The 25855-nt window shown below is 45.9% G+C and carries 26 protein-coding genes; 10 read left to right on the plus strand and 16 right to left on the minus strand.

Annotated elements, in window-relative coordinates; translation table 11 throughout:
• Positions 1-646 precede the first annotated feature (646 nt).
• Both P8O70_18575 and P8O70_18580 read right to left on the minus strand, forming a co-directional pair.
• Positions 647-2314 carry a thiamine pyrophosphate-binding protein gene (locus P8O70_18575; protein ID MDG2198845.1) on the minus strand — a complete coding sequence of 556 codons (1668 nt, stop codon included), beginning with the start codon at positions 2312-2314 and terminating at the stop codon, positions 647-649.
• 33 nt (positions 2315-2347) lie between these two features.
• Complete coding sequence (locus tag P8O70_18580) at positions 2348-2494, minus strand: hypothetical protein (protein ID MDG2198846.1); 147 nt, start codon at positions 2492-2494, stop codon at positions 2348-2350.
• Between the two features lie 59 nt (positions 2495-2553).
• On the opposite strand from P8O70_18580, the gene P8O70_18585 reads away from it, so the two are divergent.
• Genes P8O70_18585 through P8O70_18595 form a run of 3 tightly spaced genes read left to right on the plus strand, consistent with a single transcriptional unit; the run spans position 2554 to position 4487 of the window.
• Complete coding sequence (locus tag P8O70_18585) at positions 2554-3219, plus strand: glutathione S-transferase family protein (protein MDG2198847.1); 666 nt, start codon at positions 2554-2556, stop codon at positions 3217-3219.
• Positions 3220-3232: 13 nt separating this feature from the next.
• Positions 3233-3364: a hypothetical protein gene (locus tag P8O70_18590; GenBank protein ID MDG2198848.1), complete on the plus strand. Its 132-nt coding sequence runs from the start codon at positions 3233-3235 to the stop codon at positions 3362-3364.
• Positions 3365-3389: 25 nt separating this feature from the next.
• The gene (locus tag P8O70_18595; protein MDG2198849.1) at positions 3390-4487 is read left to right on the plus strand and encodes a Gfo/Idh/MocA family oxidoreductase; all 1098 of its coding nucleotides are present in this window, start codon (positions 3390-3392) and stop codon (positions 4485-4487) included.
• Between the two features lie 104 nt (positions 4488-4591).
• Here P8O70_18595 and P8O70_18600 read toward each other — a convergent pair whose 3' ends face one another.
• From P8O70_18600 to P8O70_18620, 5 genes are all read right to left on the minus strand, one after another.
• Complete coding sequence (locus P8O70_18600) at positions 4592-5482, minus strand: TauD/TfdA family dioxygenase (protein ID MDG2198850.1); 891 nt, start codon at positions 5480-5482, stop codon at positions 4592-4594.
• Between the two features lie 8 nt (positions 5483-5490).
• Positions 5491-6792 (minus strand): TRAP transporter large permease, encoded by a 1302-nt coding sequence (locus tag P8O70_18605; GenBank protein ID MDG2198851.1) that lies wholly within the window; start codon positions 6790-6792, stop codon positions 5491-5493.
• Positions 6789-7211: a TRAP transporter small permease subunit gene (locus P8O70_18610; protein MDG2198852.1), complete on the minus strand. Its 423-nt coding sequence runs from the start codon at positions 7209-7211 to the stop codon at positions 6789-6791. The genes P8O70_18605 and P8O70_18610 overlap by 4 nt, the downstream gene beginning before the upstream one ends.
• Before the next feature lie 103 nt (positions 7212-7314).
• Complete coding sequence (locus P8O70_18615) at positions 7315-8349, minus strand: TRAP transporter substrate-binding protein (protein MDG2198853.1); 1035 nt, start codon at positions 8347-8349, stop codon at positions 7315-7317.
• A gap of 134 nt (positions 8350-8483) precedes the next feature.
• Positions 8484-9380: an NAD(P)-dependent oxidoreductase gene (locus P8O70_18620; GenBank protein ID MDG2198854.1), complete on the minus strand. Its 897-nt coding sequence runs from the start codon at positions 9378-9380 to the stop codon at positions 8484-8486.
• Positions 9381-9657: 277 nt separating this feature from the next.
• Here P8O70_18620 and P8O70_18625 point away from each other — a divergent pair, with 277 nt between their 5' ends.
• Positions 9658-10794 carry an amidohydrolase/deacetylase family metallohydrolase gene (locus P8O70_18625; GenBank protein MDG2198855.1) on the plus strand — a complete coding sequence of 379 codons (1137 nt, stop codon included), beginning with the start codon at positions 9658-9660 and terminating at the stop codon, positions 10792-10794.
• A gap of 21 nt (positions 10795-10815) precedes the next feature.
• Here P8O70_18625 and P8O70_18630 read toward each other — a convergent pair whose 3' ends face one another.
• The 8 genes from P8O70_18630 to ngcE form a co-directional block, all read right to left on the minus strand.
• Positions 10816-11682, minus strand: coding sequence for an acetylxylan esterase (locus tag P8O70_18630; protein ID MDG2198856.1), 867 nt, complete (start codon positions 11680-11682; stop codon positions 10816-10818).
• Between the two features lie 29 nt (positions 11683-11711).
• Positions 11712-12647 (minus strand): acetylxylan esterase, encoded by a 936-nt coding sequence (locus tag P8O70_18635; protein ID MDG2198857.1) that lies wholly within the window; start codon positions 12645-12647, stop codon positions 11712-11714.
• 59 nt (positions 12648-12706) lie between these two features.
• Positions 12707-13813: an aminotransferase class V-fold PLP-dependent enzyme gene (locus P8O70_18640; GenBank protein ID MDG2198858.1), complete on the minus strand. Its 1107-nt coding sequence runs from the start codon at positions 13811-13813 to the stop codon at positions 12707-12709.
• A 72-nt stretch (positions 13814-13885) separates the two neighbouring features.
• On the minus strand, positions 13886-14407 hold the full coding sequence (locus P8O70_18645; GenBank protein ID MDG2198859.1) for a hypothetical protein: 522 nt from the start codon (positions 14405-14407) through the stop codon (positions 13886-13888).
• Between the two features lie 89 nt (positions 14408-14496).
• Positions 14497-15204, minus strand: coding sequence for an NAD(P)-dependent oxidoreductase (locus P8O70_18650; GenBank protein MDG2198860.1), 708 nt, complete (start codon positions 15202-15204; stop codon positions 14497-14499).
• Positions 15205-15237: 33 nt separating this feature from the next.
• The gene (locus P8O70_18655; protein ID MDG2198861.1) at positions 15238-16074 is read right to left on the minus strand and encodes a carbohydrate ABC transporter permease; all 837 of its coding nucleotides are present in this window, start codon (positions 16072-16074) and stop codon (positions 15238-15240) included.
• 8 nt (positions 16075-16082) lie between these two features.
• Positions 16083-16958, minus strand: coding sequence for a sugar ABC transporter permease (locus P8O70_18660; GenBank protein ID MDG2198862.1), 876 nt, complete (start codon positions 16956-16958; stop codon positions 16083-16085).
• 166 nt (positions 16959-17124) lie between these two features.
• Entirely contained in the window at positions 17125-18522 is a 1398-nt protein-coding gene (ngcE, locus tag P8O70_18665) for an N-acetylglucosamine/diacetylchitobiose ABC transporter substrate-binding protein (GenBank protein MDG2198863.1), read from the minus strand.
• A 280-nt stretch (positions 18523-18802) separates the two neighbouring features.
• Here ngcE and P8O70_18670 point away from each other — a divergent pair, with 280 nt between their 5' ends.
• Entirely contained in the window at positions 18803-19774 is a 972-nt protein-coding gene (locus tag P8O70_18670; GenBank protein ID MDG2198864.1) for a glycoside hydrolase family 3 N-terminal domain-containing protein, read from the plus strand.
• Between the two features lie 27 nt (positions 19775-19801).
• On the opposite strand, the gene P8O70_18675 is transcribed toward P8O70_18670, so the two are convergent.
• Positions 19802-20860, minus strand: a complete 1059-nt coding sequence (locus P8O70_18675) for an iron-containing alcohol dehydrogenase (protein ID MDG2198865.1) — start codon at positions 20858-20860, stop codon at positions 19802-19804.
• 175 nt (positions 20861-21035) lie between these two features.
• On the opposite strand from P8O70_18675, the gene P8O70_18680 reads away from it, so the two are divergent.
• From P8O70_18680 to P8O70_18700, 5 genes are all read left to right on the plus strand, one after another.
• Positions 21036-21986: a tripartite tricarboxylate transporter substrate binding protein gene (locus P8O70_18680; protein MDG2198866.1), complete on the plus strand. Its 951-nt coding sequence runs from the start codon at positions 21036-21038 to the stop codon at positions 21984-21986.
• A 56-nt stretch (positions 21987-22042) separates the two neighbouring features.
• Positions 22043-22525: a tripartite tricarboxylate transporter TctB family protein gene (locus tag P8O70_18685; protein MDG2198867.1), complete on the plus strand. Its 483-nt coding sequence runs from the start codon at positions 22043-22045 to the stop codon at positions 22523-22525.
• A gap of 2 nt (positions 22526-22527) precedes the next feature.
• Positions 22528-24018, plus strand: coding sequence for a tripartite tricarboxylate transporter permease (locus tag P8O70_18690; protein ID MDG2198868.1), 1491 nt, complete (start codon positions 22528-22530; stop codon positions 24016-24018).
• A 116-nt stretch (positions 24019-24134) separates the two neighbouring features.
• Positions 24135-24854, plus strand: coding sequence for a GntR family transcriptional regulator (locus P8O70_18695; protein ID MDG2198869.1), 720 nt, complete (start codon positions 24135-24137; stop codon positions 24852-24854).
• Positions 24851-25852, plus strand: a complete 1002-nt coding sequence (locus tag P8O70_18700; GenBank protein ID MDG2198870.1) for a 4-hydroxythreonine-4-phosphate dehydrogenase PdxA — start codon at positions 24851-24853, stop codon at positions 25850-25852. The genes P8O70_18695 and P8O70_18700 overlap by 4 nt, the downstream gene beginning before the upstream one ends.
• Positions 25853-25855 lie beyond the last annotated feature (3 nt).

Here is a 25855-nt window from a genome sequence, read left to right on the forward strand (position 1 = left end):
GTGATCAACCAGCTGTTGCCTATGAATTCCACGGAGCTTGGGGAGACTAAGAATTCACCAGCACTATAAAATCTTGTTTTTTCACCCTCAGCCGCATAAAAGCTGGAGTTATTCTTAATCTATCTTCCTTTCAGCTTGCACCAAATAGCCCTCAGTGTTTTCTCAATTAAATTTCTAAAACTAGAACTGAGACTTGAAAATCTAAATGCTCGTATATTGAATGGATTGTTCTGGATTCAGAATTGCTTAGAAATTGAGAAATAAAAGTGTCTTTCAAAGATTTCAGCGGGGGGCTAATTTATGGTTGTTTGGTTAATTCTACTTGGTGGAGCCTTCACCATTTTGATTTTATTCAGACAAAGAAGGGTGGAAAGCGAAGCTTTAGAGATTCCTTCCGCGATGATCATGCTCTTTCATCCAACGAAAGGGGAAGGAGACCTGACTCTCTGTGGGGCAGTGATTTTATATTCCTTTTCGAGGGTAGTTCTGGAATTGTTCGAAATTGTGAGAAACGTATTCTAGTTGAGAGATTCTGCAGAAGACACCTCTGAAAACTTGATTAAAACCCTATCTATATTCCAGTCAAATATTTAGGCCAATAAAGTCTACCGTTCAGCAAGATTCTCCTGTTTCGCAAATTATTCAGCTATCCACTTGAACGAAGATCAGCAATAGTCTTCCTTGGGGTGATTGCCTCGACACTGACAATTAATTCAAGCAGAGCACCAGTTTCTGACTCAGATGCCTTTTCGAAGGCCTCTGCAAAATCCTCCGTTTTTCTTACACAAAAACCCTTCATTCCAAAAGCTTCAGCAACGGCAGCAAAATCGGGATTGTGCAGATTCGTTCCAGAAACTCTACCAGGATACTTCTTCTCCTGGTGCATCCGAATGGTGCCATAAGCTCCATTATTTAAGACTAAAATCACCATTCTAGCGCCATGCTGAACAGCTGTGCCGAGTTCAGCCAATCCCATTTGTAGATCTCCATCACCGGCAAAACAAACAACCTGCCGATCAGGATAGGCCAGTGCCGCAGCGATTGCTGCTGGCAGCCCATAGCCCATAGCCCCACTTTGTGGAGCCAGCAACCTATGTCTTGGGCCAAAGCAAAAGTGTTTATTTGGCCAAAATGCGAAATTTCCTGCCCCGTTGGTCAAGATGGCATCCTTCTCCAGCCGATCTTGCAGGAACTTCATCACTGCTGACATGTCCACAGGGCTGTTTTGTGGAGGAGCTATCAAGGATGAAAGATAGTCAGAATGGCCCTTAGCCATCCACGAGGTTCTCTGGTGAAGATTTTTACCGCTAATTTCCAAGCTCTCAAGAAACTGCGAAAGCTGGTTTGGGTTTGCATGAAAACTAATACGTGGTTGAAATATTTTGCCGATTTCTTTGTCCGAAGCGTGAACATGAATCAATTTTTGACGAGGATAGGGTACTTCCAAGAGCGACCAGGACTGAGTAGCGGCCTCACCCAGGCGGGCATTGATAGCCAATATCACATCTGAATTTTTGATCATTTCAGCGAGATGGGCTGCCATCCCAACACCGGCGTCTCCAACGTACACAGGGCTATTGTTGTCAATGAGGTCGTGATAGCGAAAAATTGCTGAAACAGGAAAATTATGAAGCTCTGCAAACTTCTGCAAAGCGGCTTTGCCCACTCCCTTCCAGCCTCCTCCCCCGATGAGGATCAGAGGTCGCTCCGCCCCGTTCAGAATCCCTGTAAGCGCTTCAGCTTGAGAAAGATCAACCCCAGCCTCAGCTACTTCAAGTGGTTGACAAGGTTCGACAGAAGTTTGAGTGGTCAACATGTCTTCGGGTAATCCAATCACTACTGGTCCTGGCCGACCCGACAAGGCAAGTCGCCATGCACGGCTAACGAACTCTGGAATGCGCGCAGCGTTGTCAATCTCAGTAGCCCATTTGGCCAAAGGCCCAAAGAAAGCACGATAATCAACTTCCTGAAAAGCCTCTCGGTCTTTATGATCAACACCAACCTGTCCTACGAAAAGAATCATCGGAGAGCTGTCTTGATGAGCAGAATGAACACCGATTGAGCCATTGGCCGCTCCAGGACCCCGAGTTACAAAACAGATTCCTGGCATACCAGTCAGCTTACCCCATGCACATGCTGCAAAACTGGCGGCCCCTTCCTGTCGACAGAGGGTGAACTGAATGTCAGCATCATGAAGAGCATCCAATACCGCCAGGTAGGATTCCCCCGGGACACCAAAGCTATTTTTTACACCAAGATTTTGTAGACACTGGACAAGGAGCTGAGCACCAGTAAGCCCTTCATTTTTCTCCATTACTCACCCAAAAGAAATACTGATTTTATTAATCTATTTATCTTTTTGATTTTCACTTAAACCAATCTTTTCATTCAGCAAAATTCTTTGCTTAGAAGATCTACCTTTGAACTGAGCTGAATCTTCCATAAATTCCTCAATCACTCTCTTGACGAATGAAAGGCGAAGAGTAATATCCATCCGGTGTTTCATCAAGTTTCGTCTCTCGATTACTTCATCATATTGGAAAGTTACATAGTATGCAGTTGAGATTTATTTATACAAACATGCCGTTTTGGAGAGCTGAAGTTGGCAGAATCAGCCTCTTTATTGGAGACGTGGAATTCGAGGATTTACGAATCGGTCGAGAAGAGTTCCTCCGGGCAAAGGAGTCCGGAAAATTAGATGATGGCACTGTCATGCCTTTCCATCAGATGCCAGTTCTTGAAGTGGACGGAAAATCAATTGCCCAAACAGGTGGCATCGCAAGATTTTGTGGAAAATTATCAGGACTTTACCCAACGGATGATCACCTCAAGGCCGCGCAAATCGATCAGTTTATCGATTTTGCTACTGATCTCAACACAATGGTTTCCAGTACGAACCAAATTAAGGATGAAGACCAAAAATTGGCTGCACGGTTAGAATTGGCAAACGGTCCCCTGAAAAGGAAATTAGGAATGTTAGAGCGTTTGATTCCAGAGGGATCAGATTGGATTGTTCCTCCTTCGATCAGCACAGCCGATATTGCAATTTGGCGAGTTCTAGGATGGTTTACCTCTGGCTTATTGGATGGAATACCCAAAGACCTACTTGCAGACTTTCCAAAAATCAGACGAGCCTGTTTAGCCGTCGATCAACACCCTAAAGTACAGGAATGGATCGGTCGAACCTACCCTGAAAATTATGTAAGAGGCACTTACTGACTAGGTGGAAGCAATGATTGTTTCTCTTGAGCCACTGAATAAAGATCCTCGCTGGCAGGATGCTCCACCAAACACGATGCTTGTACTAGATTGTAGGAAGGCACCCATGCAGATTTCCATGAATATGGATGGAAGCCTGGAATGACCAGAATAGTTCAAAGGAGTAAGCCATGAGTTCAAAGATGATTCGAGTAGCCCTGATCGGGGTGGGTGGTGTCTGTGCACAAGTCCACTATCCTAGTTTTTCTCGGATCCCTGGAGTTAAAATTGTAGGGATTTGTGATCCAGATGCTTCGCTGCGAGAGAAACGGAGCAAGGAATGGAGAGTAGAGGCTTGCTTTAACGATGTTGATGACCTGCTAAGGGAAATACAACCGGAAGCAGTAGTGATCGCCACCCCAAACTGCACTCACAAATCGCTGATTTTGAAAGCTTTCGAAGCTGGGTCACATGTGCTTTGTGAGAAACCACTGGGAATGAATCTTCAGGAGACCAAAGAAATTCTGGCCGCTGCCCAGAAAACAAAACTTTGGAACATGACAGCTTTCACCTATCGATTTGTTCCTGCGATGAACTACATCCGTTATTTGGTTCACACCGGAGCATTGGGAGAGATTCGTCATGCGAGGTTTCAACGTTTACAGGACTGGGGCGAACAAGCGATTGGCTGGCGCCAGTATTATGACCAGGCTGGTTCCGGTGAATTGGGAGATATGGGCATTCACCGGATTGATTTTGCGGAAGATCTGCTGGGTCCCATCGCTTCCTTGTGCGCCCACACAAAACAATGGGCAACTCGTGATCTCACGAAAAGTGGAGAGCCTTGTCCACCCCAGGATGTGGAGGATTGGGTTGCCTGGATCGCCCAATTTGAAAATGGCACAACGGGTGTTTTTGAAATGGGAAAGCTCACCAAAGGCTTTGGTCCAAGAGGTGATCACGATCAGGCTGAGTTGAACGGTACAAAGGCATCTGCAGTTTATCAGCTACATAATCCCTACCAAATCCTTTTCGGTAATCGTGGAAAATCCTACCAAATTCAACCAGTTCCAGCAGAATTTTTAAAGCGTTCTGATTCACCAAGAGATCCTAATGATGGGGATCCTCTGATTCGATTTAGATATGATCAAGCTTGGGAATTTATTAGTGCAATTCGAGAGGGTAGGGAGTGCACACCATCCTTCTATCACGGGATGCGTGCCCAGGCTGTGGCGGATGCCATCTTAGAAGCTGCAGAATCTAGAAAATGGATTGATGTTAAAGTTTAAACAATTAAAATAATTTAATTAATTTAATTTTATGATTTAATATATTATAAATGAATCATTCACTTTACCAGCAACCATTGTCTAGTCTTTTTTATCTCAGGCACCTAACCAGGCATCTCTTCTAGCGACGAAGTAACCCCCTTGATGGTGGTGCGTCTCATATCACGTTCTTCTTTGTTGTCATAGCCCATCGCACGATGCATCGTGGCTTGGTTATCCCAAATCACCAGGTCATTGACTTTCCACTTATGTCGATAAACGAATTCTCGCTGGGTCGCATGCTCTGCCAATCGCTTGAGAAAGATCCGAGATTCGGGAACTGTCCAACCCTCGATCATGCCTGCATGTGCAGAAAGATATAGGGAAATGTTCTTGGTCCTAGGGTGCCTTCGAACGAGGGCCTGCCTGACTGGAACCATTGCTTCCTGCTGATCTTCCCGGAACTCTGTAAAACCCAGTTCACCTCTTGAATATAGCTGACTGTGGCGAGTTACCTGGCCAAGGCATTTCTGCTGAGTTTTTTCATCTAATGCATTCCAGGCAGCTCTCATGTCTGCAAACTCTGTATCCCCTTCAGTAGCCGGAATGATCTTGGCCGAAAGGATTGAATATTGTGCCGGAATCGCCTTAAAAGAACTGTCTGAATGCCAAAGCATATTTCCAAGGGAAAACAGCCTCTTTGGATCAGCAGCCTCCATTTTTCCACCAGTACGATCTATATTGGAAATATCGTTTAATTCCATTTGCAATCGCCGGTCATCTTGCTTCATGTAATCGCCAGTAGCCAACTCCAAATCACCGAAGTATCGACTGAATCGAATGTGCTGCTCATCTGCCAAAACTTGATTTGGAAAAACTAGCACTGCAAACGTATCCAAAGCGTTTAAGAGAGCTTCGACGTTCTCAGAAGTCAGAGGTTTCGCCAATGAAACGCCTTCTACCTTGGCAACAAAATCTGATAATTTTGGATTGAGTGGTGTGACTTCCAGAGACATTTTCTAATTTACATAAAACGAGGCATCAACAATCTGGGCAGATACAAGATGAGGTCAGGCAGTAGAATTATTACTAATAGAATTAGTAACATTGGGATCAAAATAAAACACACATGCTGTAAGGCGTCAATGATTTTGATCTCACCAATCGAGCAGGAAATCATCAGGCAAAGTCCGTAAGGAGGTGAGACCAAACCAAAAGCAAGAGAGACAACGCCAATGATAGCGAAGTGAATGTCATGGATTCCAGCGTATTGAGCTAAGGGGAGTAGAACGGTTCCAAGAATGATGATTGCTGGAATGGCGTCGATGAACATACCAATGAACAGAAAAGCCCCCGCGATGATCAAACCAGTACTGAGCGGTCCCACACCAAAAGGTTTCAAGAATTCTACGATGGCCAAGGGCACTTTGTAATACGCTAGCAGCCAGCCAAATGCTGACGCAGTTCCTACGCAGAACAATGAAACTGCGGAGAAGCGGCCAGCTTCATAAAATGCTTTGACGACTTTGCTGAGGTTTAAAGTACGGTAGCCAATCACTCCTAGTAAAAGGGAATAAACGACAGCTACAGCCGAAGCTTCAGTAGGAGTAAAGATTCCGCCCACGATTCCTCCGACGATGATAACAGGCGTCATCAATGGGGGAATTGCCTGGATTAGGGCGACAAAGAGTTCTTTGAGGTTTGATCGTTGGGTCGTCTCATAATTATTTGACTTGGCATAAATATATACAGCTAACATTTGTGAGGCAGCAATCAAAACTCCGGGAACCACCCCAGCCAGGAAGAGTCCTCCAATTGAAACTGACATCAATCCCCCCCAGACCACCATCATGATGCTAGGAGGAATGATCACACCCATCACCGACGAACAAGCTGTGATTGCCACTGAAAAGGAAGTGGAGAAACCCTGTTTTTTCATTTGTGGGATCAGTAGGGAACCGATCCCTGCAGCATCTGCTGTTGAAGAACCTGAGATACCCGCAAAGAGCATACTGACAACAACATTTACGTGTCCCAGACCGCCTGTCAAATGCCCCACGAGGGCTCTCGAAAAACGAATCAGGCGATCCGTGATCCCCGAGGCATTCATCAAGTTAGCAGCAAGTAAAAAGAAGGGGACCGCCAGCAAAATGAAAGCGTTATAGGATTTGAACATTTCGTTCATCAACACGATTGGCGTCAAGCGATCCGAAAGCAGCAACACTGGTGCACACGCAAGCCCCAACGCAAAGGCCACTGGCACCCTCAATATGATGAGAACGATAAATGTGGGGAAAAGGATTGCTGAAACTTCTCCCGCAGTCATTTTGAACTTTTCAAGGTTTTCAGGTTATTGATGAATTTTTCGATCAAAAAGAAGAACCATGTTGCCCCTGCCAAAGGCCAGGCCCCGTAGATATAGATCATGGGTAATCCAGACATCTCGGACTGTTGCATCAATCCAAACTGTACCAGTGGCCAACCCCAAATGATGAAGATGACAGCAACACAAGTCATCATGAAATCTGGTATCAATTCCCAAATTACCTTACCGCGTTGTGTCTTCGGCTCAGCTATCAAATCTACGATAAAATGGGACTTGTCACGAACAGCGACCATGGAGCCAACGAGGATGATCCAGATGAAACAGAATCGGGCCATCTCCTCAGTCCAGATGTACCTTGGAATCAAACCCGTGTAGCGGGAGAGCATCTGCATTGAAACTGGAAGTAACAGCAGAAACATCAAGGCTGTGAGCAGGCCTCTGAGAAACCTGTGATAAAACTCAAAAATCATGGTCTTGAGTCATTTGAAGGGAGCCTATTCGGCCCCCTATTTCAAAATTAGGTTACTTTATGGCTTGGATAGCTTTGTAGAGATCAGCAGCATCATTATCTGCAAAGAACTCTTCAAGAACAGGCATCGCAGCATCAATCAACTTCTGACGTTCGGTAAAGTTGACCGTCTTCAATTTGCCCTCAGACTCAAGCTTGGTCAAAATTCCTTGCCCCTCGGTCATTTCAACTACACGACCGTAGGCACCAGCATCTTTTCCAGCCTGAATGATTGCTGCCTGTAAATCTTCGGGAAGGCTTCGGAGAGTCTTGCCACTGACGGCCAGCGGTCGCACGGTAATGGAGTGTGCTGTGAGGGAGATATTTGGTCCAACCTCGTAGAACTTCATCTGCTGAATCCCTGCGGCTTCATTCTCCGCGGCATCAATCACACCAGTCTGAATTGCATTGTAGACTTCAGAGTAAGCGATTACGGATGGAGCCATCCCAAAAGCATTGAACAATTGGGTTTGAATCGGAGCACCCATCACACGAATCGGCACATCACTGATCTCTGACATGTTACTAACTGGCTTGTTGACGATCAGGTGCCGAATTCCACCTCCACCATAGCCAATAATTTTGATGTCAGCGCGCTTGTAAATATCTTCTTCAATCGGTCCAAACACACCGCTTGTCAGTACCTTGCTCCAGTGAGCTGGATCTCTGAAAAGCATTGGTGGATCCATCAGAGTTGCCATCTGGGAAAAGGTTGACATGTGGGAAGGAGAGGCGACAGCGTAGTCAACCGAGATTCCCTGGTTCATGTAGGCGACATAATCTTTCTCCAGTCCTAATTCACTGTTCAGGTGCATCACAAATTCAAGCTCATCGGGGCCATTATAATACATTTTGGTGAGTTCCTCGAAGCGTCGCATCAAGCGAGTGTAGGAGTGTGTCTCATCAAACTGGCTGGCACCGTGCAGTGTGATTTTCTTAGCGTAGACCGTGGTGGTTGCCCCAACAAAAACCATGCTCGTGGCGAGTCCGATTCCAATCATCTTTGACAGAATCGATTTGGCTGTTTTTGAAATCATCCACGTTTTCATGTTTCTCTCCATAGCAAGTTGACATTGAGTATCTTCAATGATGCGAAGTACGCGCGGAGAATATTCCTTTAAGAATTTGATAGCAAGGTATATTAAACTCTGCTTGCATTATTTTGCCGAACATTGCCTGATTGTTAGTTTTTGGGTCTTTGATGCAAATTCTCACTCAAGAAATCAACCATCTGTGGGACCATCTTCGCACCCTGACTCGTTCCCACAGCCTCTGCCAAGGTTGACTGAGCCCCAATTGCCATTCGAGAAGTCGTATTGAGATCCTCAGCCATTTGGACATAGTAGTTGATATCTTTCACCGCATTCTCTATAGAAAATGTGAGATCAATCTGCCCATCGATGGCATAGTTCCTAATAAAATCCATCATACCTGAACGTAATGGTCCCGCTGACATGGCTTGATAAACTTTATCACGGGGAACCTCTGCAGCATCTGCCATAGCGAAGACCTCTGCCATGGCACAGGCCGTTGTCATCGCAAAAAAGTTGTTCAGAAGTTTGATTTTGTTCCCAGTGCTTGACGAACCTAGATAAAAAACATTTTCCCCAAGGTCATTTAGCACTGGTTTTACCTGATTGAAAACCACCTCATCCCCAGCTCCCATGACATTCAGCTTGCCATCCTTTGCGTGTGCTGGAGTTCGCCCCAGGGGACAATCCAAATAGAATGCTCCCTTCGCAGCCAAATCCTGTGCAATCTTCAATGTCGAAGAGGGCAAAGAAGTGCCGAAGTCGATTACAGTTGTACCAGCTTTAACTCCCAAAAGGACTCCTGCGTCACCGTAAATGTTAGATTCCACACTTTGGGAGTTATCCACACAGAACATCACAATCTCGACTTGTTCTGCCATCTGCTTTGCTGAGGCTGACTCAACAGCTCCCCGAGATATTGCTTCCTCAATTTTCTGACGACTTCGATTGCCTTTGACTATCAATTCATAGCCCAGCGATTGAAGTCTTTCTACCATGGCTGAGCCCATCAGTCCCAAGCCAATAAATCCAATTTTTGGTTTCTGCATATCTATCCTGGATAATTGATATTGAAATATTTAAATTCGTTAGTATCTGGAATCATAATGATTTCCTTTTAGAATAAGGCAAATAATTATCAGAGACATAAGTCAATTTATCAGGAAAAAGACAAATGAATTTTGCTAAATGGTGGCTGAATTTTCAAAAATCGCTCGACTAAATTCCCTAAATTCATATTTTTGGTCGGATAACAAATATACCTTGCTTGAAGGTTGGGCAGCAAAATCTCGCATTTTCAAATAAATAATTTGTAGAAGGATCCAGATGATCATCAGAAAAGTCACCCCTTTGAACAGTCCAAATACCACATCACAACCAATTGATCTTGAAATCGAAGACGGTAAGATCATCCGCCTTGGACCTCAGTTGGACAACCCAAAGGGTTTTAAAGAGTATGCATTTGAAAATGCCCTGATGTCGAAAGGTTGGGTGGATCTGCACGTACACGTCTATTTTGGGGCGACCGACATCTCCATCCGGCCTGAACAGGCTGGACTTGAAACTGGAGTGACTACTTTAGTTGATTGTGGCTCTGCAGGGGAAGCCAACTTTGTGGGATTTTCAGAATTCATTGCTAAACAGGCCAAAGAGAGGCTCTTTGCTTTCTTGAACATCGGAAGCATCGGACTTGTCGCCTGCAATCGAATCAGTGAACTTTCTCTTGGGTTTCGCTCGGTGAATGTAGAACGAACTTTAAAAACCATTGAGAATTATCCTGACCTAATTCGGGGGATCAAGTGCAGGGCTAGTCAGGTCATCACTGGAGACTTAGGTGCTGAAGCAGTACGAGTAGCGAGGAAGGTAGCCCGTGTCGCAGGATTGCCGCTGATCGTCCATGTTGGGGAACCACCACCCTTGATGGAAGACGTGCTTGATCTTCTCGAGGAAGGGGATGTGGTCACCCATGCCTTTCATGGGAAACCCGGGGGTAATCTGATGGAGGATCCGAGGTCACTTGCCGCTGTTCACGAAGCGAGAATTCGGGGGGTTTTACTGGACGTGGGGCATGGTGCAGCCTCTTTTTCCTTCAAGGTGATGCGCTTTGCGAGAGAGCAGGGAATCGAAACAGATTTGATTAGCACCGACCTGCACCGCAACAGCATCAAGGGGCCTGCCTACGACCTGCCTACAACCCTTTCAAAACTTTTGAATCTGGGAATGCCGCTGGAACAAGTCATTGCAGCAGGATCAACAAGACCCTCTTCCTTTTTAGACCCCACGGAGGGGGAAGATTGGTTGAAAGTTGGAAAGAAAGCAGACCTAACAGTATTCCGGGTAGATCAAGCGAACACTTCAGTCGAAGACAGCCTGGGTGATAATCTCACTTTAACTCAGTTGATTCATCCACTACTCGCCATTCAGGGTGTAAATCATGCTGAGTGCGGTCTACGATTCCAGTAAAATTTTGTTTGAGCACAAAAACTAGCACCAATGGGCTGGGAGGATCGGCCGGCCATTATCAAGCTTATCTGCAATCCAGTTTGCTTGTCGAACCCCATCTCGATAACTCGAGTGCTGCAAAGGTACTCTATCAACAGGCCCCGTAAAAGCCTCAACCAAAGCATCACAGAACCCCACAGAGTCTTCAACTAACATGGTGGGTATTTGAACATGGGGAGCGTGATGAACTGGTTCAAAATAAGACAGAGTTTTCTCTACGGACATTTGAGCGGATGCTGAGCCTCGCAAGTGATCGTTGAATTCTTCGAGGGGATAGTTGCTAGCCTGTGATGCCCTCTTAAGGGAGTTGTAATGGAGCGCAGGGGTATAGTGGAGGGCGGCTGCCTCAGATCTACGGGCTGCTGTCCAAAGCGCTAATTCACCACCAAGTAAGCAAATTCTTTGACCGTCCACTTCTTCACGACTTTTCAAAAAGTCCATGACAGATAGACAATCTCCAGCAATATCACGGTAAATGTAGGATTCTGCAGCTTCAATCCCCAAGGTCAATAATCCTGGATATGCTGCCGCAAAAGGCTCATCAGAGAGTCGTTGGCCTCGATGACACAACGCTACGCAGATATATTTACAACGCTCTTCGAAAGGTGGGATGTGAACAACGCTCCCATAGTTTGGGAGATGGTAGATGACTGGGAAGGGCCCTTCACCTCTTGGCACACTGTAGTAAGCAAAGATTCGATAACCTTTCACACTTGAAAGCTGTAAGCCGTACAGAGTGAATTGAGGTTTGCTGCGAATGGACAGTGCCTTCAATTCAGGCTCTGGAACCACTGAATTCAAGTCGCTTTCAATACCAGCCCAGAATTGATCAAAGTCCTTTGGTTTCATGATTCCTTGTATTTTCAGAGCTTGGTGACTCAAGATCCAGCTTGTTTCAATTGGTTGTCGAAAAAAGCATCCACCACATGATCATGCTCATGATGATTGGCGTCATGACCATGCCCTTCGTATTCGTAGAGCTTTTTATTAGACGTACCAATCCTTTCCATCAATGGATAGGCAGTCTCTGGAGGACAAACATCGTCTTGCAGGCCAATGTACACGATGATGGGACATTGAATCCGCTCTGCAAAGTTGAAGCAGTCATAATAATTCCAAGTATCCACTATCGCTGACCTATGTTCTGGGTGTATTCCCAGATAATCGTTGATTTCCTCATACGGATAAGTACGCGTCAATTTAAAGGCGTCCACGACGCCCGCAAGATAAGGTGCTCCAGCTGAAGCGGCTCTGACTTGTTGACGGAGCGCGGAGACAACAAGAGTCAATGCACCTCCCTGGCTACTCCCTTGGATTCCAATCCGATCAGAGTCTACCTCTGGTTGCTCAAGTAGAAAATCAATCACCCTCACTGCATCGATGTAAAATCCCTTGTAACCGTAATGGTCTCGATCATTGATGTTGTGGGTTAACAAACCAGGATATCCGGGGTTGAATGCGCCATTGCTCCGTAATTTGCCCCGTGGAGCAGCACCAAAGGTAGCATAACCTTGGGCAGCATGTGATTTTGGCAAGGTTGGCTCACTGATGTAGCCTGGATAGAAAACGCGGGCGGGAAGGGTCTTGGTTCTTTCTCTGGGCAGACAATACCAGCCAGCGATTCGCAAACCATCAAGGCTGTCATATTTGACATCAAACACCTCTACTTCCTCACTGGAACGCAAAGGATTCAACTCAATCGAGGCATTCAATGGGATTGAGTCAACTTCCTCCATGATTTCCTGCCAAAACTGGTCAAAGTCATGCGGTTTGACAACTTCCGTAGGATGAGCAGATAAATTTGGTTTGGGCACGAAACTCCTTTATTTCAAGAACATCGTTGATTCAGAGCGATAGCAAAAGGGAGAGTAATTTAATGGATTACCTTGAGAATCTGCTCCAACACAATCTGCGTCTCTTTATCACTAACCGTCATTGGATTGAGAAGGATGGCGTTCAGTTTCTCAGAGGGAGCAACAGATACTGCAGGTTCGCCCACCATCAATTGGTCCACAAGTTGATCCTTTGACCAATTGTCTGGAAGCTGAACAATAGCTCTTGGGACTGGTTGTCCTGCTTCATTGGGATAATCTCTTTTGGCTGAGAGTCCACCTTTTCCATTCAAGCCCTGGATCCAGATCTGAACACGCTGCTCGTAGACTTCCAGCAACTGTTCGTGATCTAAGCTCACGTAGCGCTCTACTGCTGCCAAGAGGCCCATCATTTCCTCCTTGCCGACCTTCATCGGTCTTCCCACACCATGATTGGGAGCACCCAATATCCTTATCCGCTCAATCCATTCTGACTTTCCAACTACTAGTCCCGATGCTTGTGGGCCTGACAAGTCTTTGCCACCGCTGAAAATTGCCAGATCTGCCCCTAATTGAGTGAAGTTCCAAAGATTGCTAGCAGGTGGCAACTGGGCAGCTCCATCCACAATGATAGGTACACCCTGCTTTTTGGCGGATTGAATGACATCTTCCAAAGAGAGTTCACTCGGCTGATTCATCACACCCTGAAACCAGAAAACAGCAACAGTCGAAGCGCTGTAAGCGTTTTCCAAATCCTCTAGGGAAGTTCCATCAATTGTTCCAATTTCCACCAAAGTAGCACCTGCTTGCCGCACAGCATAGTCGTAAGGATTCCGGTGCATCCTTTGGACAATGACCTCATTCTGAGTTCCGAGTGAATTGGGGAAGCTCTCAAAGGTTGCTCCTGAAACTTTTTGGATGCATGCAGCCGTAGCCAGCAGCAACCCTGTCGCAGCACCACAACTTACGAAGGCAGCTTCATTCTGTGTGATTTCTGCCAAGCGAGCCCCAACTTTCTGCTGAAGATCATGCATGTCAACGAATGATTGAGCAGCATGCTGCATCGCTTGGCGAATCTCTGCAGGCATCAGCGAACCACCGAGTTTCGTGAGGGTAGCATTCGCATTGATAACAGGCCGAATCCCAAGCGATTTGTAATTCGAAGTCATGGATTCCTTTCGGGGAACAGATGTTTTAGCAGTGATGAATCTTCATTACGTTAGGTTCTGTCTCTCTGAATCTCATCCACCATGATCTTGCTGCAACAGACCTACACCATAGAATTCGTAGGAAGCAGCTTCGTCCGGGAAGTCGACAACATGGACGGTAAAACGAGCTGGAACTCCATTTTGTGGGCATTTCTCTTTGAAGAAATTGCGGTAAGCCTTTGCATATTCTGCACGTACTCTTTCCTGCTCTTTGCGATAACCTGCTGGATCAGAGAGCGGGCTGGGAGACTTTGGTTGGGCTCCAAATGCGTGAATTTCGATGAAGTCTATTTCTGCGATCGACTGACAGATTCCAGCCTCTTGTAACCAGTATTCCCAGCAACGAAAGACCAATGGAACTTCAATAGCAGGTTCCATGCTTGTGACTGAATCCAACTGAAGAACCTTTGTTGCAGAGTGCCCTCCAGTAAGCCCTGAGAAGTGAATTCGTAGGTCTCCATCAGGTTGTTTTTCTACCACCATTGCTGATAAAACAGGATCTTCACCCTCGTAGTAGTAGGTTAACTTTCCACGTTTCTTTACCAAAAAGGCCATTTTCAATCCTCTTAGATTGTTAGGTTTGATCAGCAGACTCAGGATTTTGATGAAGCAGATCTAATGAAATGTAACTTGCCAAATAGGCTTTATGTGGCTGGTCTAGCCTTTGGAGTCCAATCCAACATTCGTTCAGCCTTGGCCATGCACATAATTTTTTGTTCATAGTCTCCACTGAGCATGAAAGCCTGAAAACCTGCCTTCAGTTCGAGGGCTGCAAGCATTGCAGAGGCAATATCTTCATCAGTTGTCGCTATTGTAGTAACTCCTTGTTGGGTCTCGCTCAGCCACTTTTCTTTCAGGGTAGGATGACATAGACGCAGAGCATTCGTATGCATTCCCCATCTTCGCCAGGCATTGCGACAAATTTCCTCACCCAGCCACTTCGTGAAACCATAAAGCGCTGTTTCATCTGGTGGGATTTCCTCATCTTGAAAGTAGCGCTTCCGGAGATCCGCATAGACCGACATACTGCTACAGTAGACAGCCTGTTGGATCCCTGCTGCCTGCGCACTCCTCAATAAGAAATGTAGACCCTTGACATTCACATCGTAAGCAGAGTCAACCCCTTTCCAGGTGTCCCAGTCTTCGCTACCCATTGCCAGATAGATCAAAGCATCCATACCCTTAACGGCTTTTTCTAAACCAACAGGATCTGTTAGTTCTCCTTGAAGAAATTCCAGTGACTGATCCACCGGGGGATTTCGATCATAGACTCGTAGTTGATGCTGCTTTTTGAGAAAGGGGATAACTAGGGTTGCTACCCGACCACTACCCCCCGCAAGAAGAACTTTCATTCGATTTCCATAAAGCAAGTAAAATTAATAACTTCAACCCTTTAAAGCACCAGTCGTGATACCATCCTGAATCTGCTTTTGAAACGTTATATACACAATTAATGTGGGCACCATAATGATTGTTAACGCTGCAAATAGAGCACTCCAGTCATTCTCATAGAATTGCTTGAACAGCATGAAAGCCAGACCTTGGGAGAGCATGTATTTACTCTCATCACTGATCAACACGAGGGGTAAAACATATTGGTTCCACATCCCCAAAAAGTTGAAAATGCCCATGCTGATCAATCCAGGTGACGCCATTGGTAGCATGACCTTGAAGAACACCTGATAGGGGTTAGCACCATCCATAATCGCTGATTCTTCTATTTCAGTCGGGAGAGTCTTGAAGAAGCCTGTCAGAAAGAAAATGGTGAAGGGAAGAGAATAGGCAATGTAGACTAGAATCAATCCATGGAAGGTGTTGAGCATCTTTAATTGATTCACCAAGTTAAAGAGTGGCACTAGGGCAAGAAACACAGGGAAGAGCATTCCAGAAAGAAACATGTAGAAGAGGAAACGCCGACCAACAAATTCAAAACGTGCCAAGACATAAGCTGCCATCGCAGAGATGATTAACGTTAGCAGCAGAGCAGGAACAACAACAATCAGAGTATTTAGGAGATATTCTCCCACATGAGCTTTGGTCCAGGCTCTCGCGAAGTTATCCCACTGCAGTTCCACTGGTGGGGCCCAAGGGCTGAAGAACAATTCCTGATCGGTCTTGAAGGAACTGTAGATCATCCAGATCATTGGAAAAATCACTGTCACTGCCCAACCGATCAGAACCGTTTGCGTGGAAACGGCCGACCAGCGGCTTACTTGGTACATTCGAACTCCTAGAATTCAATCGTCTCTCGACGCGTCACACGGAAAATCAGTAATGTCAGAACGATGACAATGACGAAGTAAACCATCGCGATACTGGTGGCATACCCAAAACGACTATGTAAGAAAGCGTGCTCGTATAAGAGGGTAGCCAATACATCTGTGGAGCGGTCCGGACCGCCCTGAGTCATCGTGAAGGTAATGCCAAACATGTCCATCGCTATGACAGTGATGAAAACGAGTGAGGACCTAGTGTTTTCCCAAAGCAAGGGAAATGTGATTCGAAAAAAGGTTGATCCTCTACCAGCCCCATCCAGTGCTGCAGCTTCATAAAGTGATTTTGGGATGGAGAGCATACCCGCCATGAAAATCACCATAAAGAATCCTGCAGACTGCCAGACCGTCACAGCCACAATCGACCAGAGAGCTGTATCAGGATCCCCCAGCCAAATTGGTGGATTCTCAATTCCAACTGCCTTGAGAAGTGAACTAAAGATGCCGATGGTTGGATGATAAACAAAACTCCAGAGAATCCCGATCGCCACCACAGACATCACTTGTGGAAAGAAGAAAGTAACCCGATAGAAATTACTAAAGCGGACCTTCTGAGAAATCATGAAGGCCATGAACAGCGCAAATCCGAGAGTAATGATTGGTAAAAAAACGAGATAAATCAGATTGTTGGAGAGTGCATTCCAAAATTTATCATCACCAAGCATTTTTTCAAAGTTGTCGAGACCCACAAATCTCGGAGACTTTCGGAGGCCTTTCCATTTTGTAAAGGCCACATACATTGCCTGTGCGTATGGATAAATTACGAATAGACTGTAGAGAATCAGAGCAGGAGCTAGGAAGGGAAGGATGATCCCGTACTTGTTACGATGCATAACGGAGTCTATTCAATCATGAGGATCAAAGGTTTCCTCATCAGAGGAAGGAAGGTTGGCAGCTGGAATCAGCGGTTCTTTCCAACTGCCATCTGAACTATCTTGTCAACTCATACAAAGTTAGAGGAATTCGTGAGAAACCTTTTTGAGAAAATTTTCTCAATCGTTAGGATCTCTTGAACTTAACAATGTCTTCATCTTCACGGACTTCATCAGAGGCACCCTGAACTCGCTCGATGAATTCCTCCGCACTTGCACGACCTGTCAGAAGAGCACCCATGCTATCTTTGACTTCGCTGTAGATGTCAGAGTACCAGCCCGGGAAGGATGGTCTGTCTAGGATGTTCGGCCCTGCATTTTCTACTGCGGTGAGTGCAGAAGTCATCGCAGAGCTCAACTCCACACCCTCTGCTCCACCTACCACTGGCATAATTGAACCCACATTCTGGGCAAACCACTTTGCCGACTCCTTGCTCAGCAAGCAGCGTAAAAACTCCATACCTGCAACTGGATTTTTCCCGTTAGAAAAGACCATGAAAGGTTCACCGGAACTCGCATCAATCCAGCTTAATTTGGACGCATCGTCAGAAGGTACTGACTTGATGACCATGTCAAATCCACCAGGGGTAATGCTGCGCATTTCATTTTCCAGCCACGTTCCACATGGAATGAATGCCGCTTTCTTCTGCAACCACTCAGCCTGGGATTCTGTATGGGTCAGTCCAGGCGTACCCTCCATGATGTAGCCGTTGTCATGCAAGGCCTTCATCATATTCAGTGCTTGTAGCATCGCAGGATGCTCCCAGGCACCAGGAACCAAATTGTCAACATCTTTCCAAATCTGTGTCCCACCAATTTTGGAAACCATTGGCTCTAAGAGACCAAAGAGCATGTATTGAGGATACTTTCCTTGGTAGGTCCAAGGCGCAATGCCCGAAGACTTGATGGTGTCGCAAAGCGAAAGCATTCCATCCCAAGTGGTCGGGTAATTCCAACCCTTTTCATCGAAGAGTGACTTGCTATGCCACACTCCAAAGACTGTAAAAGCAATGTTCACGTAGCGCTGTACGCCGTCAAAAAGACCAGAATTTTGTGACCCAGGAAACAAGGTTTCACCAAATGTTTTGCCTGGAGTATCAATAGCTGGTGCTGACATCAGTGGCCCAAGATCCAGTATTTCTCCTTCACCAACCAGGGCCCCTGTGTCGAGATTTCCAGCGCCACTGTTGTCCATTACGTCTGGTGGATTCCCTGCGATGATTCTGGGGCGTAAGCGTTCACCAACTCTTTGTATTCCCTCCACAGACATGCTGCTGCCAGGGTGGACTTCTGCAAAAATTTCTGCTGCATACTCAATGTAAGCATGCCCAAATCCACCGCTGAAAAACACACCCTCAGCCTGAGTATTTGCTGCCAATCCCAATGGATTTGTGGCGCCTGAAGCTACCTTAATGCCTGTTTTGGCAAGCAAAATCTGAGGCAATACTGAACTGAGACCAATACCCAGACCAGCTGCGCCCGTGTATTCAATAAAGCGTCTTCGTGAAATTCCCGATTTTTTCATGTGAGCTCCAATGAATAGATGAGGCGAAAAACCCCTCATCGAAATCGTATTTGCTCAAAGACCCTGATTGTGCCCTTGAGAACCTCAATCGCAGGCGCGAAATTACAACAACTCGATTCATCAGACAACTTTTTTTTGAAGGGCCGGAAGTTGCTACGAATATTTTATGTTTTCTTGTTTTAAATGTCTGTGGCTTCCGCTCAATCAAAGGAATGCCTATCTAAATGTTTTCAAAAATTCTCAAACCAGCTCACTACACTCATATTTGAGTTCCCAATTCATGGATAAAAAACCCGTACTTCCCATTATTTTTGGAATCCCAGGCTTGGAGATTGAAAAAGAATGGGCTGATTTTTTTCAGAGAGTCTCCCCCTTTGGCTTTATTCTATTTGCAAGAAATCTGAAGGAACCAAAGCAAATCAAGCGGTTGGTTCAACAATTTCACGAAGTTTGTAATCGTGATGATCTTGCCATCTTGATTGATGAAGAAGGAGGGCGTGTTCAGAGATTGCCGCAGCCCAATTGGAAGCGTTATCCCTCCGCAAGATCACTCGTGGAAGATGGAGGGAGTGAGGAGAAAATCCAACAAAGGATTCACCAAAATTATTGGGAACTTGGCAAAGGACTCAAAGAGTTGGGCATTACTGTGGATGCTGCTCCTGTAGCTGATCTACTAATACCCGATGCCCATGACGTAATTGGAGATCGCGCTTTTGCTTCAGATCCGAAGAATGTCGCTGAGTTTGCAAGAGCCTGCGCTAATGGACTAGGTGAGGTGGGAGTCATTCCAACAGTCAAGCATCTGCCAGGCTATGGACGAGCGGCTGTAGATCCTCACGAAGAACTGCCGATTGTTCGGGAGACCGAGGATTTCTTGAAAAAATCAGATTTTCTTCCTTTTCAGATGCTAGCTGACCTTCCATGGGGTATGAGCAGTCACTTGCTATTCCCTGAACTGGATGAAAAATGGCCGGCCACACTCTCTAAAAAAATCATCAGTGACATCATTCGAGATTGGATTGGTTTTAAAGGAGTGCTGGTCACAGATTGTTTGTTCATGAAGGCACTTTCCGGAACGATGCCCGAGAGAATTCAACGCTGCCTTGAGGTGGGATGTGATCTTGCCCTTCATAGTCACGGAGAACTAGCGGACTTAGAAAAAGCAGTGGTGGGAATGCAGCCAATCTCAGCTCTTTCTTTGGAACGTTGGGAGAAATCTTTAGATTGGGTTAAAGAAAAAGCACACTTTTGAGTCATTTTTCAAAAAATTGTTTTTAAATTAACCATTCTTGTGTTGATAAGCTTGGTTAAGTCGACTTCGCAGATCAGAGATGAATCCGTCACTGATGCTCACATCGTGAGCAATGGAATGCCAGAGGCCAACTTCGTTTACATAGCTACGTAAAAGCTTGAGTCCCTCCACCAATTGATCCCAGGTCAGCCCCATTGCTTCTGGCCTGATGTCCAATCCAATACTTGAGATAGTATCCAACATTTCCTCAGATCCATCCTCATGAAGCATTGAACCAACTATCACCCCCAGGCCAACAGGCTGTCCATGCAAGAACTTCTTTCCGGTTAGTTTTTCAAGGGTGTAAAAAAGGAAGTGATCAGTCCCTTCGATGTGTCGAGGACACCAACCAGCACCATGATAACTGGTCCCCCATTTTAAACCATCAACGAGAGCCTCAATTCCACGATCATTCATGGCTCGAATATTATCAACGTTCTCAACAATTCCTCGAACTTTCCTCATTGACTGTTGAGCCAAACCTTCATCATAACGCCATTTCTCTTCAATCTTCCCCTCTCGCTCTGCGTATTTCCAGTCCAGCACTCCAGTATGAAAACAGAGGATATCACCAATCCCTGACCAATTCAGATGAGGTGGGCAATTAGCTAGCACGTCATAATCAATATACACTGTCTCTGGAACTGCCCACCCACGGTAAACGACTTTTCCATCAATTCTAATTCCGGAGCGCTGGCCATAGACCGCATTCACAGAAAGGGCTGTGGGAGCCTGGAATAGGGGAAGATTTTTGCGCCAGCTGAAGTATTTTGCCACATCTAAGGCCTGTCCACCTCCAAGACCCACAATCGCCCGAACTTCTCCAAGATTTTCAGCGTCTTTGTTGAGATCATCCTGCTCAATCGATCTACAAAAGTAAGTTTGGCACTCTGCTCCCTCAAAATGATGTCCAAACATCGGCCATAAATCTTCCATTGTAACGACAAGGAAAGGTGGATTGACGAAATTCTTGAATTCATCCAAAAGTCCCCGGCCAAAGATCGTTGTGAAGCCATATGGAATTTCCTTGCTGTGTTTGTGTTGCATGATATTCCTCAATTTTATGTAAAACCCTAAAAAGACATTTCGATTATGGCCAGAGGCTTTTAACTGAAAAACTATTGTCGTTCAAGGAAGATTTTTTGGTGAACATTTTTTACTCGACAAAATTTGGAATACCAAATACCTTTCAGCGCTCTTTCTCAATCTCTAAGGAGGAATCATGAAGAAACTATTCGCAACGTCGTTGGCAGCTGTGATGCTGCTCGGCGGCACCTTGGTCAGTGCCAGTGACTATCCAAACAAAACTGTGGAGGTAATCACTCATGCTGGAGCAGGGGGTGGAACTGACGTAACCGCTCGAATGATGATGCTACGCGCACGCCGAGTGTTGGGCGAAGACATGGTGGTTGTCAACAAGCGCGGTGGGGGTGGCTCCGTGGCTATGGATTACTATATTGAGCAACCAGCTGATGGCTATTCTATTTTGACCTTCACTATTGGTCATGCTGCTGAGTTAGCGAAAAATAAAACTAAGATGACCTTGGATGACGTCCGCCCAATTGCGAGAGGTACGGATGACCCGCAAATCTTGATGGTGCGCTGTGGAGTCTATGACAGTGCACAGAGCTTCGTGAATGCACAAAAAGATAAACCTTTGGCTTACGGTACCACCCACTTGGGGAACATTGATGACGTATCGGCATTCATGTTTACAAAGCGCGGAAACCTAGCAACCCCAAAAATTGTACCCTTTGATGGTGGTGGGGAATTAGCTACCCAATTGGTGGCTGGTGCTGTGGATGTCGGGGTTTTGAACCTAGCAGAAGCTGGAGCCCAAATCGAAGCAGGAGATATTTGCCCGATCGTTGTTCTTGCTGATGAAAGAATGTCTGCTATCTCAGATGTCTCAACTGCGAAAGAGTTGGGTATCCCTGTCAGTTTTTCAACCGTCAGGGGTTTTGTCGTCCATAAAGATGTCCCAGATGAAGTTGCTAAAAAGATTGAAGATTCCCTTATCAAAGCCATGAAACACGGTGTTTATCAGGGCTTCTTGACCTCTGTGGGCCTGGACTCGACATCAGTAGCAGAATCTGAAGTATGGGGTAACCAACTGCAAACCATGGTTACTGACATGAAAGATGCCCTTACTGAATTGGGTTTTATTCAATAATTTCTTTTTTTGTGCCCCATTCCTGTGGGGTACATACTCTCTCTTTTCATCCTACAATGGCTGTCCAATCCAACGGCTCAGGCTCTAACTCACTCAATAGCAGTCGCTGGGTGATCCCCGGATTGATCATCTTGTTTTGTGTAGTCGCTTTTTATTTTACTACTCAATTTGACCGGGTCCCAGAGATCCTTAAGCGTGGGATCCAACCCTCTGATTTTCCACAGTTAATTCTCCTATTGTTGATAGGACTGGCATGCCTACTTCCCTTTGAGAAGATTCAACACAACCGACCAGCTATTCAGCCTTCAGTTTTCATTTCCCTCTTACTCATCATCATTTTTGTTCTATTAACCAATCTAGATTTCTTTATTGCTCTAGGATGCTTTGGTGGTTTGCTCTCCTTTAGTTGGGGGGAACGCCGATTGGGAGCTTTATTCTTGGTTACGCTGTTTTTTCCAACTTTTGTTTTCTTTCTTTTCGATCTCGTCTTTGAAGTCCGCTTCCCGCGCGGTTTGTTGACGAATCTTTGGTACGGATAAAATTGGAAGCCATCTTCTCCGGTTTATGGGCCTTAGCTGACCCAATGCTATTGCTATTGATTGTGCTGGCCACATTGGGGGGTATTCTTGTCGGAGCTCTCCCAGGCCTAAATGCTACAAATGGGGTTGCTCTATTACTACCATTTACCATCACAATGGAGCCCATTGCTGCGATCGCAGTTCTCACAACGATTTATTGCGCTGCAACCTTTGCAGGAGCTGTGACCGCAATTTTGATCAATACTCCGGGTACTTCTGCGAGTGCTACCACGTGCCTTGATGGCTATCCCCTTGCGCAGCGGGGTGAAGCAGGTCGCGCGCTCGGAATGGCAGCTGTTTCTTCAACAATTGGCGGAATCATAAGCGTACTTTGCCTGATGGCAGCAGCTCCATTGCTTGCAGGTGCGGCTTACAAATTTGCTCCTCCAGAATATTTTGCTCTGACAGTCTTCGGCCTCTCAATGCTGGCTTCCATTGGTGAAGAGTCATCCATTAAAAGCATCATGTCTGGAGCATTCGGCGTTTTGTTGGCAACAGTCGGCATTGACCTGCTTACAACCGTTGAACGTTTTACCTTTGGTATGAATGAATTAACCGAGGGAATTGGCTTTGTGCCAGTCATGATTGGAGTGTTTGGAATAGCAGAACTCTTGGCTCAGGCTGGTCAACTTGGAATCGTCCGCGAGAGAATCACTCTTCGAGCGATCCAATTGCCCAGCAAAGCGGATTATCAGAAAACCTGGAAAGCAATTCTACGATCGTCAGGAATTGGCACTTTTATCGGAATTTTACCCGCTGAAGGAGCGACCATCGCTTCGATGATCGGTTACAACGAGGCTAAGCGTTGGTCTAAGACACCTGAGGAATTTGGGAAGGGTTCCATTGAAGGGATAGCCGGTAGCGAGGCCGCCAATAATTCCGCTACTGGGGGCGCTATGGTTCCCACTTTAGCCCTTGGAATCCCTGGCAGTCCCACTGCAGCTGTAATTCTCGCCGGATTGATGGTACACGGCCTGCGTCCTGGACCAACCATGTTCACTGAGCAATCGACATTCGTCTTTGCTATTTTCTGGTCAATGCTGTTGGTCAATGTCCTGTTTTTCTTCGTTGGCTTGTACGGAGCACGAATTTTTGCTCGCGCAACTTTGATTCCGTTAACCATCCTTTGGCCCATGGTTTTCCTTTTTTCCATCGTAGGTGCTTACGCCCTGGATCAATCAATGATTGACGTTTGGATTGCGCTGATTTTTGGGGTGATCGGGTATCTCATGCGAAGGTATGGATTTTCAGTGGTATCTCTCGCGATAGGTTTGATTCTGGGAGGGATGCTAGAAAAGCGGCTAGGACAGAGCATGGTGATGTTGGACGAACAATGGTGGTTGATCGCAACGAGACCACTTTCTTTGTTTTTCCTTGTTTTGACGGTTTTGGCGCTGGCTGGACCATCTTTGCTAAAAAAACTGAAGACCTTGAAATCATGGAAGTCTACATAGACCAAATGCATTTCTCTTTTTGATTGATAATCAAGTATCTGAAAATTTTTACTTCTAAAGAGTTATCTTTTGATTTTTAGATTTTAGATACTTTAATTCATATCTAATTAGAGTTGATGGAATCACTCGATGAATTGAAGAACTCGGGGCAGCCTTTGCTCAGACCCAGGAGATCGCTCGCTGAGGAGGCAGCAGAAGCACTTAGAGAGCTAATCCTGCTTGAAAAGCTTAAAGCAGGCATCCCCATTCCAGAACGAGATCTCGCCTCAGTGCTTGGGATCAGCAGAACTCCTCTTCGAGAAGCACTAAAGATTTTGGAGCTTGAAGGCCTGGTAGAGTACAGTTTGACTCGCCGCCCTTTCGTCGCAAATCCATCACTCCTAGAGTTGGCAGATGTGATCAAAGTGATTGGAGCCTTGGAGTCTCTTGCAGGTGAACTGGCTTGTGAACGGGCCAATCAGGACGAGATCAATTCCATTTCAAGCCTTGCAGAAGAAATGTTAGACAAATCCGATCGAATTGAACCACTTGATTTCTTCAAGATTGATATGGAATTTCATCGACAGTTGGTCGCTTCCAGTAGAAACCCAGCCCTGATAGAAACTCATCGGCAATACAATGCAAGGCTATGGAGGGCTCGTTTCGTATCTTCTCGAAGATTAGCAAGACGAACGATGACCCTGGATCAGCATGATCAAATCGCTGATTCACTTAGAAAACGGGACACCAGGCAGATATCGATAGCCTTACGAAATCACTTGGATACAACGATTAATAACATCTCTGAAGATCAAGAGGAGAATCCTTCACAACCACATGAGGAATACCCCTTATGAAACCTAGAATTGCTTTGATACCTGGAGATCCAAGTGGAATAGGACCCGAACTTGTTGCGAAGCTACTGGCGGAACCAGGGATCTCTGAGGAAGCAGACGTCTTGGTTATCGGAGATAGGCATGTGCTAGAGATGGGTCAACACCAGGCAGGGATGCAAAACACCTTTAAACCAATAGATCCCTTAAAAATTGATTGGTCATCAGCAGATTCAGGCAGTTTTGCATTCCATCCCACCCAGACAATTTCAAGAGATGAGGTCAGGATTTCAGAGGCCACTCAAAGTTCTGGAGCTTCAGTCCTCAACACGTTGAATGTCGCCTTGGATTTTGCAAAAGACGGGATCGTTGATGCAGTGGTCTTTGCCCCTTTCAACAAGCAAGCGATGCATTTTGCTGGGTTGGGGCATGATGATGAGCTTCATTACATGGCCACCCGCCTGAAAGTTCACAACTATATCAGTGAGTTGAACACATTTGATGGAATGTGGACCAGTCGGGTCACAAGCCACATCGCCTTGAAAGATGTCGCTGAGCGAATCAACGAACACAGTATTGGTGAAGCTGTCCGGTTGATTCACGGCGTACTTTGTAATTCGGGAATTGCTTCACCAAAAATCTCCGTTGCAGCTCTAAACCCTCATGCAGGCGACGGGGGTAACTTTGGACGTGAGGAAATCGATGTGATTTTCCCAGCTGTCCAATCTCTTCAATCAGAAGGGCTTCCAGTAGATGGTCCCTGGCCTTCTGACACAGTATTCCTCAAAGCTATCACCAAAGAAATAGATGCTGTGGTCACGATGTATCATGACCAGGGGCAAATCGCTCTCAAGATGTTGGGCTTCAGTCGTGGCGTAACGGTGCAGGGTGGAATTCCTTTTCCAGTAACCACACCAGCTCACGGTACGGCCTTCGATATTGCAGGTCAGGGAAAAGCAAATCTCGGGGCAACTCGAGCAGCCTTTGACCTAGCTTGCAAGATGGTCAGTCACTGGAATTAACCC

The organism is SAR324 cluster bacterium (genome assembly GCA_029245725.1).
Lineage (GTDB): Bacteria > SAR324 > SAR324 > SAR324 > NAC60-12 > JCVI-SCAAA005.